13 protein-coding genes are annotated in these 14,068 nt (G+C 43.7%); 10 read left to right on the top strand and 3 right to left on the bottom strand.

Annotated elements, in window-relative coordinates:
* Positions 1-82: 82 nt before the first annotated feature.
* On the bottom strand, positions 83-913 hold the full coding sequence (gene comER, locus ABE28_RS15580; protein WP_257390604.1) for a late competence protein ComER: 831 nt from the start codon (positions 911-913) through the stop codon (positions 83-85).
* 111 nt (positions 914-1,024) lie between these two features.
* Between comER and ABE28_RS15575 the strand changes: the two genes are divergently transcribed.
* From ABE28_RS15575 to ABE28_RS15565, 3 genes are all read left to right on the top strand, one after another.
* On the top strand, positions 1,025-1,648 hold the full coding sequence (locus ABE28_RS15575) for a helix-hairpin-helix domain-containing protein (RefSeq protein ID WP_064463493.1): 624 nt from the start codon (positions 1,025-1,027) through the stop codon (positions 1,646-1,648).
* Positions 1,649-1,728: 80 nt separating this feature from the next.
* Entirely contained in the window at positions 1,729-2,289 is a 561-nt protein-coding gene (locus tag ABE28_RS15570) for a ComE operon protein 2 (RefSeq protein WP_064463491.1), read from the top strand.
* An 18-nt stretch (positions 2,290-2,307) separates the two neighbouring features.
* Positions 2,308-4,620 (top strand): DNA internalization-related competence protein ComEC/Rec2, encoded by a 2,313-nt coding sequence (locus tag ABE28_RS15565; protein WP_064463489.1) that lies wholly within the window; start codon positions 2,308-2,310, stop codon positions 4,618-4,620.
* Positions 4,621-4,688: 68 nt separating this feature from the next.
* Here ABE28_RS15565 and ABE28_RS15560 read toward each other — a convergent pair whose 3' ends face one another.
* Positions 4,689-4,823 carry a YqzM family protein gene (locus ABE28_RS15560; protein ID WP_034308559.1) on the bottom strand — a complete coding sequence of 45 codons (135 nt, stop codon included), beginning with the start codon at positions 4,821-4,823 and terminating at the stop codon, positions 4,689-4,691.
* Positions 4,824-5,168: 345 nt separating this feature from the next.
* On the opposite strand from ABE28_RS15560, the gene holA reads away from it, so the two are divergent.
* Positions 5,169-6,176 (top strand): DNA polymerase III subunit delta, encoded by a 1,008-nt coding sequence (gene holA, locus ABE28_RS15555; protein WP_064463487.1) that lies wholly within the window; start codon positions 5,169-5,171, stop codon positions 6,174-6,176.
* A gap of 166 nt (positions 6,177-6,342) precedes the next feature.
* On the opposite strand, the gene rpsT is transcribed toward holA, so the two are convergent.
* On the bottom strand, positions 6,343-6,609 hold the full coding sequence (gene rpsT, locus ABE28_RS15550) for a 30S ribosomal protein S20 (RefSeq protein WP_064463485.1): 267 nt from the start codon (positions 6,607-6,609) through the stop codon (positions 6,343-6,345).
* Positions 6,610-6,884: 275 nt separating this feature from the next.
* On the opposite strand from rpsT, the gene gpr reads away from it, so the two are divergent.
* The 6 genes from gpr (at position 6,885) to hrcA (ending at position 14,033) form a co-directional block, all read left to right on the top strand.
* On the top strand, positions 6,885-8,003 hold the full coding sequence (gene gpr, locus ABE28_RS15545; RefSeq protein ID WP_064463483.1) for a GPR endopeptidase: 1,119 nt from the start codon (positions 6,885-6,887) through the stop codon (positions 8,001-8,003).
* A gap of 85 nt (positions 8,004-8,088) precedes the next feature.
* Entirely contained in the window at positions 8,089-9,288 is a 1,200-nt protein-coding gene (spoIIP, locus tag ABE28_RS15540) for a stage II sporulation protein P (protein ID WP_064463472.1), read from the top strand.
* A gap of 20 nt (positions 9,289-9,308) precedes the next feature.
* Positions 9,309-9,632 carry a YqxA family protein gene (locus ABE28_RS15535; RefSeq protein WP_064463719.1) on the top strand — a complete coding sequence of 108 codons (324 nt, stop codon included), beginning with the start codon at positions 9,309-9,311 and terminating at the stop codon, positions 9,630-9,632.
* A 173-nt stretch (positions 9,633-9,805) separates the two neighbouring features.
* Positions 9,806-11,641 (top strand): translation elongation factor 4, encoded by a 1,836-nt coding sequence (gene lepA, locus ABE28_RS15530; protein ID WP_064463470.1) that lies wholly within the window; start codon positions 9,806-9,808, stop codon positions 11,639-11,641.
* Between the two features lie 87 nt (positions 11,642-11,728).
* Positions 11,729-12,880 carry a radical SAM family heme chaperone HemW gene (hemW, locus tag ABE28_RS15525; RefSeq protein WP_064463468.1) on the top strand — a complete coding sequence of 384 codons (1,152 nt, stop codon included), beginning with the start codon at positions 11,729-11,731 and terminating at the stop codon, positions 12,878-12,880.
* A gap of 124 nt (positions 12,881-13,004) precedes the next feature.
* A complete protein-coding gene (gene hrcA, locus ABE28_RS15520; protein ID WP_064463467.1) occupies positions 13,005-14,033 on the top strand; it encodes a heat-inducible transcriptional repressor HrcA in 1,029 nt (342 codons plus the stop codon).
* The last annotated feature ends 35 nt before the right edge of the window (positions 14,034-14,068 follow it).

Here is a 14,068-nt window from a genome sequence, read left to right as displayed (position 1 = left end):
TCAGACCTCGCCCGCATATGCGAGTAAAGTCTGACCTCTTTTTTTTTATTTTTAGCAGGAAATGAGAAAAGCATTACGAATATTAATAAGGATGGCCAAACTGCTTTTCTACTTCATGAAGATCTTCCGCAAACTTCTCATGCGTCGCTTGAAAAAGATGGTGGAACATTTCCCCTGTCTCTGCTTCCAAAACCTTGATCCCTTCTCCCGTTATTCCACCTTTCACACATACCTTTTCCTGCAAGGCCGGCAATGTATAAACGCCCTTGCCAAGCAATTCCCCTAATCCGATCAGCATGTTCTCAGTCAAAGTCGTAGCCGTTTCCTTGTCTATTTTCGTCGTCTGACAGGCTGCGTCAATAAAAGCTTGTGCTAAATAGCTAAAGAAGGCAGGACCGCAGCTGACGATGTCGGAAGCTACCCGGGTGATATCATTCTCAATGACGACAGGTGCCGATATCGCAGAGGCCAATTCATGCAAGGCTGTCTTGGCCTCCTTGCTGCATCCTTCACCGAAGCTCAGCAGCGATACCCCCGAACCGACCCGATTGGTTATGCTGGGGATGAATCGCGCGCAAGGGGCCTTTACGGCCGACTCAAGCTGCGCCACCGATAGTGGGCTCGTGATGGAGATGACCAATTGCTCCTTGTTTATATGATGCTTGATGTCTGAAAGCAAGCCGTCGATTTGTAATGGTTTTACACAAAGAAAAATAAAATCCGCTTGCTGGGCGATTTCGGCCGCGCTTTCCGCAACCTCGATATCTGGATGCTTTTCTTTCAGGGACAATGCTTTGGATAGTGTCCGGTTTGTAATCATTAGATCTGCCGGATTCAATATTTTTGCCTCCAGCCACGCCTCGATTAAAATGGTACCCATATTGCCTGTTCCAATCACACCGATTTTCTTCAAAACCGATCAACTCCCCTCACTTAAAAACGATTGATTCTCCTAGAAACACTATGTATTAATGATCTGTCCTATGACTATGTATGCTGCAAAATCCAATAAGGAGGCAAATGGATGGATAGGATTTTAAAGAATAAAACGACGATGATTGCCCTTGCAATGGTAATTGGGTCCGTGTTCATTTACTTCTTTTTGCAAAATGACCATGATCACGATCCTATTGAACCGGACGATATCTTTGCCGATGCCGCAAAAGGAGATTCGGTGGAACAAAGTGAAAAAAATGTTTTGGATGACCTTGTCATTAAAGTGGATGTCAAAGGAGCGGTAAAGCAGCCCGGTATTTTTACTGCTCAGGCAGGTGACAGGGTCATTGATATGATTTCGGCTGCAGGTAGCTTTACGGAAAAGGCCGATAAGGACAAGGTGAATTTTGCTCAACTTGTGGAAGATCAAATGGTCATTTATGTTCCGGAAATAGGTGAAGAAGAAAAAGGGATTTTGGAACCTAACAATACCTCTCCTTCAGGTGGTGTGACGGCGGGGCAGGTGAATTTGAATAAAGCCACTCAGGAAGAATTGGAGACGCTTACCGGAATAGGTCCATCCAAAGCGACTGCCATCTTGGAATACAGGGAATCAGTAGGTAAATTCAAGCAAATTGATGAATTGAAGAAAGTGACGGGAATCGGTGAGAAAACATTCGAAAGGCTACAGGACTCCATTTCAGTACAGTGAATGCTTGAAGGGACTACACAAATGGACAGCAAGAGGGTAAAATTGAAGAAAATCATTTTTAAATAAGGGGATACTTCAACATGAACAGGATTAGCTGGGATCAATATTTCATGGCACAAAGCCATTTATTAGCGTTAAGAAGCACATGTACGCGCCTGACCGTAGGGGCGACGATCGTCAGGGATAATCGGATCATTGCAGGAGGATACAACGGCTCCATTGCTGGAGGGACGCACTGTATAGATGATGGCTGTTACGTAATCGATAACCATTGTGTCAGGACGATACATGCTGAAATGAACGCACTCCTGCAATGTGCAAAATTCGGGGTGCCGACTGATGGAGCAGAGATTTACGTGACCCATTTTCCTTGCTTGCAATGCTGTAAATCGCTCATTCAAGCTGGAATTAAAGCCGTTTTTTATGCGGAGGATTATAAAAATCATCCATATGCACTTGATTTGTTCAAGCAGGCAGGTGTCAGGACAGAAAAAGTTGAAGCAAGAGGGGCCATCGACGTTAACGGAAAAGAAAAACAAGACTTTGTACGTACCTTACTGGCCCAACTTGAACAAACAGGGTTAGAAAAAGAAGCGGTATCGGAGCTTGAAAGGCAGGCGAAACAAATATTCGCTAAGTAGATTGACGGAGGTGCAGGTATGGAAAGACACCTTCTTTTATTAGCCGTTTCAGCCACTTTTGGCGTAGCGGCCCATTCATCATTAAATGTAACGCAACTGATCGTGATCATGATCATGATCTTTCTCAGCTTCCTCTATTATTCGTTGCGGCTGAGTGCTGCGGCCCTCAGCCTGCATGTAGTGGTGATCGTGATTTTTTTTGGGGCGGCTTTCCATTTCGAACATCGAAACGAAACCATGTATGAGGGGACGGAAAATCGTTTTACCATCACCTTCACCGACCAGCCGCATATAGATGGGAAGTCATTAAAAGGCGTCATCGTCAGTAAGCACGGCGAAAGGCTCATGCTCCGTTATAAAATGGGCTCTGAGCAAGAAAAAGAAACGCTGGGCAGAAGTTTACGGATCGGCTTAACTTGCCCAGTCGAAGGGAGCCTGATGATTCCCGACAAACAAAGGAATGAAAACGGTTTCGATTATCAACGCTATCTTAAGCGCAATAGCACTCATTGGATCTTGAAAGCTGAATCCATTACGTTTCAAGAATGCGTCAATGAAGGAAACTCGATTGTCAGTAAGATACGTAATTTACGGATGAGGGGAATTGCGCATATTGAGGAGCACTTTCCACAAGAATCAAGCGGCTTTGTCACTGCTCTCATATTCGGTGACCAAACCTATATCGATGAAGATGACCTTACTAATTATCAAAGGCTTGGTTTGGTGCATTTATTGGCGATATCAGGGCTTCACGTCAGTTTTTTGACAGGGATGTTATTTTACTTAGGCATCAGGATTGGAATTACCCGGGAAAGGATGATTATCGTCCTTCTAATCTTCCTGCCCGTTTATATGGTGCTCTCCGGAGGCAGTCCATCTGTCGTTCGTTCCTGTTTCATGGCGATGCTATTCTTTTTATTTTTGTTATTCAAAAAGCGAGTCTCCGCAGGATCCACGATTGGACTGGTTTATATCGCATTGTTGTTCTTTCGGCCCAATATGCTTTATGATATCGGTTTTCAACTCTCGTTTGCCGTTACTTTTTCCATAATCATGTCCTCAAGCATCTTCTTGCGCTACCCGCAAAAAATGCTGCAGTTATTCATGATTAGCCTCATCTGCCAATTGACGGCCCTTCCGATTTTGCTTTTTCACTTTTATGAAGCCTCTTTTCTTGGAGTGTCCCTGAATGTCGTGTATGTTCCGCTTTATTCAATTGTTTTGCTGCCTCTTTCTTTGATTGCCCTCATTTGTCATGTACTATTCCCTGCATTAGGCGAGCTGTTTATCTTGATATTGAATGTCTGCTTCTCCCTCTCCAATAAAGCTGCCGATGCAGCCTCCAATTTGCCTTTAGCCTCCATTGTCTTTGGAAAGCCCCATTTTATCGTGATGTCCTTACTAGTTGTATCCCTGTTGGGGCTATTCCTCACTTGGGAGAAATCTTTTGAAAAAAGCAAATGGTGGTGGGGGATTCTGATTGTGCTTTTGTTTTTTCAATATAATATACAAAAGTTGTCACCCTTTGGGGAAGTGCAAATAATCGATATTGGACAAGGTGATTCCATTTTAATCATCCTGCCGTTTGATCGTGGCAATTATTTGATCGATACAGGCGGGCAGATAACATTTCCCGTAGAGCCGTGGGCGCAAAGTCGGAAGAAGTTCAACACTGCGGACGATATCATCATTCCCTTATTGAAAAGTAAGGGAATCCATCAATTGGATAAACTGATCCTGACTCATGCGGATGCAGATCATGTAGGAAGTGCGAAAGAATTAATCGAACATTTCAAAGTGGAAGAAATCGTCATCGGAGGCGGCAGTGAAGAGCAATATCGCGATCTGGACTTTGTTTCGATTGCAAGGAGTAAAAAAGTGCAGATGTCAGTAAGTAAAAGAGGGGACAGGTGGGTAGCGGGCGGAGCTGCGTTTTTCGTTCTTAATCCAGAGGGAAAAGAGGAAAACAAGAATGATTCTTCAATCGTTATATACACGGAGCTTGGGGGCCTATCATGGATCTTGACGGGAGATGTGGAGGAGGAGGGGGAAAGGAAGCTGGTGACAGCTTTTCCGCGATTGCAGGCGGATGTATTGAAGGTAGGCCACCATGGCAGCAAGACATCTACCTCCGAGCCTTTCCTTCTGCAGCTGCAGCCGGGAGTTGCGTTGATTTCAGCCGGAAAAGATAATAGATACGGTCATCCCCATCAGGACGTCTTAGGAAATCTGGAAGCACATCGAATTAGGGTGTTCAGGACGGATGAAGATGGCTCCATCATTTACAAGTATTACAAAAGGAAAGGAACCTTTCGGAAGACTATTCCATAGTATGTTGTAGAAATCAAAAAGAAAAAGGCTGCAAAAGCAGCCCCATTCCAGAAAAATAAGTGCAGAAATCAGGATCCGACAGCTTTGATGACGACAGCTATGGTGAACATGGCAGCGAAAAATACAAAAGATCCGATGAATCCGATTGCGGAATCGGCGACGTCATCTGTCTTAGATTGGACATTCTTTTCGAATTCGTTCATGATTTACCCCTCCTATTTCTGCTAATAGTATAAAACATTACCAATAAAAAATCTACAGGTCATACTTCTTCATTTCCTTTACTGACAAGAGTTGTCACAAATAGTTTACGGTTATGAGGTCAAAATAAAAGTACAAACAAAGCAAGTGAAAAAAGAAAAGCTCGAAATTTGTTCTACATGAATACTTTACCCGCTTTCAAGGAAGATTACCCGGGCCTTTCTTGAAAGTGTTCATATAGATCCGGAATTAGTCCTTTAGGGGGCTAGTTCCCTTTTATCGCTTGTCAAATGGTCAATCCACCTATACCATTAGAGAAGAATACATAAAAAATGAGGCGGATTCTATTGGTATTAGACGTTTGGAAGAGCATAAAAAAAGGGCAATTCGCGCCAGTGTACTTGTTGTTTGGGACGGAGGCCTACCTTATTAATGAAACGAAGCAGCTTTTAATTGAAAATGTCCTTCATGAAGATGAGATGGATTTCAATTTTTCTCAATTTGACTTGGAAGAGACGCCTGTTGAAACGGCGCTCGAAGATGTAGAAACACTACCCTTTATCGGGGAGCGTCGACTCGTTTTCATGCAAAACCCATTTTTTCTGACTGCTGAAAAAGCGAAGTCGAGAGTTGAGCACGATGTGAAGAGACTTGAAGCTTATTTGGCTGATCCCGTCCCTTATTCGATCGTCGTCCTGACTGCGCCCTATGAGAAGTTGGATGAACGAAAGAAAATCACTAAGGAACTGAAGCGAAAAGCGGTTCTCGTTGAAGCGAAGAAGCTTGGTGATCATGAGTTGAAGGGGTGGGTTAGGGAGCGGGTAGGTTCTGTCCGTATTGATGAGCAGGCCATAGAGCTTTTACTTGAACTTGCAGGAACGAATCTTATGATGCTGACGAATGAATTGGATAAAATGTTGCTTTATGTGGAAGCCGATAAACACATCACCGCCGAGATTGTGGAAAAGCTTGTTGCTAAATCACTTGAACAGAATATTTTCACGCTTGTTGACCATGTGTTACAGCGGAAGATGGAGAGTGCGATGACGATTTTGCACGACCTTCTCCGTCAGAACGAGGAGCCGATCAAGATATTGAGTGTGATGGCTGGACAAGTCAGGCTCATGTATCAAGTGAAGGAGCTTTCCCGTCAAGGATACAGCCAGCAAAAAATTGCCGGGCAATTAAAGGTGCATCCTTTCAGGGTAAAGCTCGCACTTGAAAAGACCGGGAAATTCCAGGAACGCGAGCTATTGGGCATCATGAACGATTTGGCGGAGGCGGATTATAAAATGAAAACCGGCCAAGCAGATAAGGCGATAACGCTTGAATTGCTGCTCTTGAAAATTAGATGATGAATAAGGTGACAGCATTGCTGTCACCTTATTCATGTTTAAAGTTACTTTTTTCTGTCATCCAAAGTGGGAAGGGGAGAATGTTCAAAATTGATGGGACACTGCGAATACATGGAAAATAAGGCACAAAAAAAACGATCCGGTTGGATCGTTTAATTTTTTGTCATTATGCGTTAAGAGCGTTAAGTCTTTTCGCTAAACGAGATTTTTTACGGGCTGCCGCATTTTTATGGATTAATCCTTTAGATGCAGCTTTGTCTAATTTCACAGCAGCTGTTAATAGGGCTTCTTTAGCAGCTTCAACGTTTTCACCAGCTAATGCAACTTCAGCATTTTTCACTGTAGTACGCATAGTAGATCGAACTGTAATGTTTTGTACGCGTTTTTTGTCGTTGATTTTCACACGTTTAATAGCAGATTTAATGTTTGGCATTCCGTTCACCTCCTACAAAGAAATCGAGATTATATGAACTCGACTTTTCAAATCCATATCAAATAGCACAAGTGCTATTCTATCAGACTGCTCATAAATATGCAATACTTCAGATTGAGAATCGAAAAGGAATTATAATTTCAAAAATAAATTCATCTCGTCACCATTCATTGTACCAAAAAAATGAATAATAAAAAAGCAAAAACGACAGAATGTTTAAGAGAGACTATGGAAATTACTAGATTGGATTACAATTCAAACAGCAGGAGGGCGCTATGGAAAATCATTTGGACCTTAGTGAATATGGAATTCGGACAGATTTGGCAATTGAAGCAAAGGAAATTGCCCTTGAACATAAAGGTGTCGTTGAGGAAGTGGATGTATCCCATATCGAAGGGGTCATCATAAAGGAAAAAGAAGTAGATGAGCTGAAGGTTTCCTTGGTCGAGGTCACGGCTGAGGGAGAAAAGGAGATCGGCAAAAAACAGGGCAGCTATTTGACGATCGAGGTCCAGGGGATTCGCCAACAGGATACGGATACACAGCACCGGGTGGAAAAGGTGTTCGCCAATGAACTGGCTTACTTCCTGCAACGGAATAAAATCACCCAAGAACACAGCTGCTTAGTTGTGGGACTTGGTAATTGGAATGTAACTCCCGATGCTCTGGGACCTGCAGTCATTGAGAATCTTGTCGTCACAAGACATTTGTTCGAGTTGCAGCCGGGGTCCGTTAAAGAAGGGTATCGGCCAGTCAGTGCGATTTCACCAGGTGTAATGGGGATTACCGGCATTGAGACGAGTGACATCATAAAAGGTGTCATCGAGAAAAGCAAACCGGATTTCCTGATTGTCGTGGATGCCCTGGCTGCACGCTCGATCGACCGTGTCAATTCCACGATCCAAATTACCGATACCGGCATTCATCCAGGTTCTGGTGTAGGGAATAAGCGGAAAGAGCTGAGTCAGGATACACTGGGGGTTCCCGTCATAGCGATAGGGATTCCCACGGTCGTCGATGCCGTATCGATTGCGAGCGATACGATCGATTATATTTTGAAGCACTTTGGCAAGGAGCTGAATGAAGGGGACAGGCCATCACGCTCCTTGGCACCTGCTGGATTTAGTTTTGGCAAGCGTACAAAGCTTACCGATGAGGACATGCCAGGGGAGAAGGAACGCCAAACTTTCATGGGGATGATCGGGGTTCTTCCCGATGACGAAAAACGGAAGTTGATCTATGAAGTGCTGTCACCTCTCGGGCAAAATTTAATGGTTACACCGAAGGAAGTCGATGTTTTCATTGAGGATATGGCTAATTTGATAGCGAATGGGCTTAACGCAGCCCTGCATAAATCAATCAATCAAGATAATGCCGGATACTACACCCGCTGAATCATGTTTGTGCCCAAAAATGGTGTTCTACCCTTTCTAGCAAAGTCATAAGTATTAATAGACAAGCTATAGAGAGGGTGGAAGGATGAAAAGAAGAAATTCCCCAGGGATCATAACAGCCATTCACGGAACAACGATCATAAAAACATTTCTAGGTATTCTCGCCTTGCTTCTTTTTGTTTTTTCAATCAGTGGGGTCATGACTTCCCTGAAACCGGAGTATCGGATATCTTCCGATTCGGTACATACCGTAGCCAACCAATTTTCAGGGAAAATGCTGTTTTCGATGATGGCTAATGAAAACCAATACTTTTTTAACGCATTGCCTGAGGGCAAAAAAGAATCGGTGATCACGGATCAGCTGATAAAAGTATCAACCAACATATCATTGGAGGACCCGCGCAGTTTACTTGGCAGGGAACTTCCTGGTTTCTCGATTTTTGATAATGAGATTCTCGTGGCTGGAGAAGGAACGAATTATACGAACATGCCTTATGAATCCTCGCCGCCTGTGGACGTATTGAATGAAGACCGGGATGCATCCCTGCAAAATCTGGATGAAATTGAAGAACCTGAAAAGGGAGATGCCAACCAGCCTAACCAAACCACCAATGGGCGGAAGGTGGTCGAAATCTATCATAGCCACAATCGGGAATCTTATCTTCCTTATCTAAAGGGTGTGACGAATCCGAATCTCGCCTATCACTCTCAAATTAACATAACGAAACTTGGGGAGCGAATGTCTAAGGATCTTGCTGATAAAGGAATCGGATCTTCGCTCGATAAAACGGATATCATGGGCAATTTGAATAACAAAGGACTGAACTACAACAAATCCTATCAAGAATCTCGAAAATCCGTTCAGACGGCTTTGGCCACTAACAAGGATTTGGAGTATCTCATTGATATCCACCGGGATTCGAAACGCAAAAAATATACGACGATTACGATTAACGGCAAGCAATATGCAAAAATCGCCTTCGTGATTGGCGGTAATAATCCTAACTTTGAAAAAAATGCCGCTCTTGCAAACAAACTGCATAAAGCCTTGGAGAAAAAATACCCAGGCATTTCCCGCGGGGTTATGAAACAGGGCGGATCTACCCATAATGGTATATATAATCAGGATTTATCAGGCAATGCCATGTTAATCGAGGTTGGCGGCGTGGACAATACTTTTGAGGAAATGTATTTAACCGTCGATGCCTTTTCAGACGTTTTCAGCGAATTTTATTGGGATGCGAAAGCGGTGGATAAAACGTCCGGAGAACCGGAAGCGAAGTAATGGGAAAGGAGATCTCCATAATGGTTCGATTTTGGTTGAAATGTGCAGGGATTGTACTCGTATTATTTTTAGGCGTTCTGATTGGGATGCAGCAGGCGAATGACGGGATGAAGAAAATGAAGGGGTATGAAGATCCTTCTTTAAATAGTGCATTCATCATCAACCAATCAGACCAAGGGGAGATGGAGGCCGATATCCTTGGCCAAAAAGTAACGAGCCATGATTTGGAGACGAAAAAAGAAAGGCTTGAAGAAATGAAAGCCTTCAATTTTTTCTCCTCGATCGGTAAAACGCTTGGTGACACCATCTCAGGGGCCTTTCAGGCGCTTATTGACATGATTTAGTTCCAGAAGTTGTACTTTCTCCAGCAAAAGGGTTGCTTCCCATCCGGAATGCAGCCTTTTTTTATGGTTTGCCCTTTAAGAATGCTTCTTTTGTAACTATTCTGTTGAATCTTGCATTTTCTATTGATATAATAAAAAATAGTGTATTGTGTCGACTAGTGGGAGTGAATGTTGTGAATAGAGAAGAAAAATTAAAAAGACAATCCAAGATTCGTAACTTTTCCATCATCGCTCATATTGATCATGGTAAATCTACATTGGCGGATCGCATCATTGAAAAAACGAACGCCATGACTCAGCGTGAAATGAAGAGTCAACTGCTGGATTCCATGGATTTAGAGCGTGAGCGTGGAATTACGATTAAATTGAATGCAATTCAATTGAAATATAATGCGAAAGATGGAGAAGAATATATTTTCCATCTGATCGACACACCGGGGCATGTCGATTTCACGTACGAGGTTTCAAGAAGCCTAGCAGCTTGTGAGGGTGCAGTCCTTGTCGTTGATGCAGCTCAGGGCATTGAAGCCCAAACGCTTGCTAATGTGTATTTGGCCTTGGATAACAACCTGGAAATCATTCCGGTCATTAATAAGATCGACTTGCCAAGTGCTGACCCGGAAAGGGTGCGTGGAGAAATTGAAGAAGTGATCGGCCTCGATGCTTCCGATGCGGTGTTGGCTTCGGCAAAAGCCGGTATTGGGATCGAGGAGATTCTGGAGCAGGTGGTTGAATTGGTGCCGCCGCCTCAAGGAGATCCGGATGCCCCTTTCAAGGCGCTTATTTTCGATTCATTGTTTGATGCCTATCGCGGTGTTGTTGCCTATATCCGTGTTGTCGAAGGTTCCATAAAAGTGGGCGACAAAATTAAAATGATGTCCACGGGCAAGGAATTTGATGTAACGGAATTGGGTGTCTTCAATCCAAAAACGCAGCTCCTCGATGAACTGAACGTGGGTGATGTTGGTTTCCTTACAGCGGCCATCAAAAACGTCGGCGATACGACGGTGGGTGATACGGTCACAAGTGCCGTGAACAGTGCTACAGAGCCGCTTCCAGGTTACAGGAAGATGAATCCGATGGTATATTGCGGGTTATATCCAATTGACGCATCGAAGTTCAATGATCTCCGGGATGCTTTGGAAAAACTGGAATTGAACGATTCAGCGCTTCAGTTCGAGGCGGAATCATCGCAAGCGTTAGGCTTCGGCTTCCGTTGCGGATTCCTTGGGCTTCTTCATATGGAAATCATTCAAGAACGGATTGAACGTGAATTCAAAATCGATTTAATCACCACTGCCCCAAGTGTTATTTACGATGTCGTCCAAACGGACGGAACGGTTCTGAAGGTAGATAACCCATCTAATATGCCTGACGCCCAAAAGATTGAACGCGTCGAGGAGCCATATGTAAAAGCAACGATGATGGCACCGACTGAATTCGTCGGGACCATCATGGAAATTTGTCAAAACAAACGCGGAAACTTCATTGACATGGAATATATCGATGAGACACGCGTGAGCATTCATTATGAAATACCATTATCGGAAATCGTGTATGATTTCTTCGATCAATTGAAATCGAATACGCGAGGCTATGCTTCCTTCGATTATGAGTTGATCGGTTATAAACCGTCCAAGCTTGTGAAGATGGATATCTTGCTAAATGGGGAAACGGTGGATGCCTTGAGCTTCATCGTTCATAAAGACTTTGCCTACGAACGCGGTAAAGTCATTGTTGAAAAACTGAAGAAATTGATTCCGAGACAACAATTTGAAGTGCCGATCCAAGCAGCCATCGGACAGAAAATCGTGGCCCGTTCCTCAATTAGTGCAATGCGCAAAAACGTATTGGCTAAATGTTACGGCGGAGATATATCTCGTAAACGTAAGTTGCTTGAAAAACAGAAAGAAGGTAAAAAGCGGATGAAGCAGGTAGGATCCGTTGAAGTGCCGCAAGAAGCTTTCATGGCTGTTTTGAAAATGGATGATACGACACCTAAGAAATAAATTAAATTAACGATAGAGGGGAAAAGAGGGTAGAGTGATTCTAGCCTCTTTTTCTATCGACTCATTCGAATAAAGGTTGTGAACACGATGATTAAAAGCGCCTATCTCCATATACCGTTCTGTGAACATATTTGTCACTATTGTGATTTTAATAAAGTATTCCTGCAGGGACAGCCTGTCGACGAATATTTGGAGATGATGAAGAGGGAAATGGCACTGCAGCTTGCCAAATACCCAACGACTGGATTGGATACCGTTTTCGTCGGCGGAGGAACACCGACCTCATTAAATGAAAAACAGCTCACATTCCTATGTGAAGCGATCAATGAAACCTTGCCATTCGATCCGGAAAAAGCGGAGTATACTTTCGAGGCTAATCCAGGGGACCTTTCGAGAGAAAAACTCGAGATCCTGCATCAATCGGGTGTCAATCGACTTAGCTTTGGCGTGCAAAGCTTCAATGATGAATTATTGAAACGGATAGGCCGGACTCACCGGGCTTCAGAGGTGTATGAAACGATCGCCTTGGCTCAAGAGGTGGGCTTCACGAATATCAGCATCGATTTGATTTATGGATTGCCCGGACAAACGATGGCAGACTTTGAGGATACGTTGGATAAAGCTCTTGCCCTCCAATTGCCGCACTATTCCAGCTACTCATTGATCGTTGAGCCAAAGACGGTTTTTTACAATCAGATGCGCAGGGGGAAATTGAACCTGCCGCCGCAGGAGCTCGAGGCCTCCATGTATGAGAAGCTCATGGAAGAGATGGAGAAGCATGGTAACCAGCAATATGAAATCAGTAATTTTGCCCGGCCTGGCTTTGAAAGCCGGCACAATCTGACATATTGGGATAATGTGGAGTATTATGGCATTGGTGCGGGTGCACATGGCTATACTGGAGGAAAGAGAGTGGCTAATCATGGGCCGGTGAAGAAATATATCACCCCGTTATTAGCAAATCAGCTGCCGGTTTTAGAGGAACATCATGTCCCGCTCCATGAACGGATGGAAGAGGAAATGTTTTTGGGCCTTCGAAAAACCGAGGGCGTTTCAATGGAGAACTTCTTGGATAAATTTTCTGTTGACATGACGGAGATTTTTCAAAAACCGCTCCAGGAAGAAGTGTCAAAGGGTCTTTTAATGGTGAAGGATGGCTTCGTCCGCTTGACTGAACAAGGGAAACTGCTAGGAAATGAAGTGTTCCAATCATTTTTAGGTGTTGCCGATTCTGAGTGAAGGAAATCCCTCGTCACTTTACGATGAATTACGGGTTTTCTTTGTTGACATCATTGGCTGCATTTGATAATTTATTAGTATATTAGCACTCAGGGAGATAGAGTGCTAACAGAGGTGATCATCCATGCTAACTGATCGTCAATTGTTGATTCTACAAGTGATAATCGAGGATTTTATCCATTCAGCCCAGCCAGTCGGGTCACGAAGCTTGTCGAAGAAGGATGAAATTACGTTCAGCTCTGCGACAATCCGCAATGAAATGTCCGATCTTGAAGAAATGGGCTTTTTAGAAAAAACCCATACATCTTCCGGTAGGATTCCTTCTGAAAAAGGGTATAGATATTATGTGGATCATTTACTTTCTCCTCAAGCTCCGAAAAAGAATGAAATGAAATTATTGAAATCCGTTTTTGTAGAACGAATTTATGAATTGGAAAAGATCGTTCAAAAGTCAGCGAAAATCCTTTCGGAACTGACGAATTATACGGCTATAGTGCTTGGGCCGAAAGTGAATGAACATAAGCTTAAGAAAATCCAGATCATTCCCTTGAGTCCCGAGACTGCGATTGCCATCATCATTACCGATACAGGTCATGTGGAGAATCGAATGATTTCCCTGCCACCCTCCTTCGATATAAACGAAATCGAAAAGATGGTAAACATATTGAATGCCCGTCTGGTCGACGTTCCTTTAGTGGATTTGAAGGATAAGATTTATAAGGAAGTGGCCGTTTTGTTAAGCCGCCACATTCATAACTATGGATCGATGGTTTCCGTCCTTGCGGATACCCTGACGGACACCAAGCCCGAAAAGATCTTTTTCGGCGGGAAAACGAATATGCTGAGGCAGCCGGAGTTCCATGATATCGCTAAAGTCAGCACGCTTTTATCCATGATTGAGCAAGAGCAAGGGTTTTATGAACTCATTACCCAAAACCCATCCGGCATTCACGTCAGGATAGGCCGCGAAAATCAAAACACGGTGCTTGATGATTGCAGCTTGATTACCGCAACTTACTCAATTGGGCAGGAGCAAGTCGGCACATTAGCCATATTGGGACCGACGAGGATGGAATATTCGAGGGTGATCAGTTTGCTTTCGTTTTTCTCGAAGGATTTGACTGCGCTCATGACAAAACTGTATCAAAAATAGGAGCAAAGGTAATATTGTTAAGGTGGCGGGGCGGC

The sequence above is a fragment of the Peribacillus muralis genome, from assembly GCF_001645685.2.
GTDB lineage: Bacteria > Bacillota > Bacilli > Bacillales > DSM-1321 > Peribacillus > Peribacillus muralis_A.
This window is presented reverse-complemented; position numbering and strand designations above follow the sequence as displayed.

Excerpts from the sequence above, each read along its gene's own strand:
- ABE28_RS15535 (WP_064463719.1), top strand. The coding sequence starts at position 9,309 with ATGGTTCGATTTTGGTTGAAATGTGCAGGGATTGTACTCGTATTATTT.
- rpsT (WP_064463485.1), bottom strand. The coding sequence starts at position 6,609 with ATGCCAAACATTAAATCTGCTATTAAACGTGTGAAAATCAACGACAAA.
- ABE28_RS15575 (WP_064463493.1), top strand. The coding sequence starts at position 1,025 with ATGGATAGGATTTTAAAGAATAAAACGACGATGATTGCCCTTGCAATG.
- ABE28_RS15570 (WP_064463491.1), top strand. The coding sequence starts at position 1,729 with ATGAACAGGATTAGCTGGGATCAATATTTCATGGCACAAAGCCATTTA.
- hrcA (WP_064463467.1), top strand. The coding sequence starts at position 13,005 with ATGCTAACTGATCGTCAATTGTTGATTCTACAAGTGATAATCGAGGAT.
- gpr (WP_064463483.1), top strand. The coding sequence starts at position 6,885 with ATGGAAAATCATTTGGACCTTAGTGAATATGGAATTCGGACAGATTTG.
- ABE28_RS15560 (WP_034308559.1), bottom strand. The coding sequence starts at position 4,823 with ATGAACGAATTCGAAAAGAATGTCCAATCTAAGACAGATGACGTCGCC.
- spoIIP (WP_064463472.1), top strand. The coding sequence starts at position 8,089 with ATGAAAAGAAGAAATTCCCCAGGGATCATAACAGCCATTCACGGAACA.
- ABE28_RS15565 (WP_064463489.1), top strand. The coding sequence starts at position 2,308 with ATGGAAAGACACCTTCTTTTATTAGCCGTTTCAGCCACTTTTGGCGTA.
- hemW (WP_064463468.1), top strand. The coding sequence starts at position 11,729 with ATGATTAAAAGCGCCTATCTCCATATACCGTTCTGTGAACATATTTGT.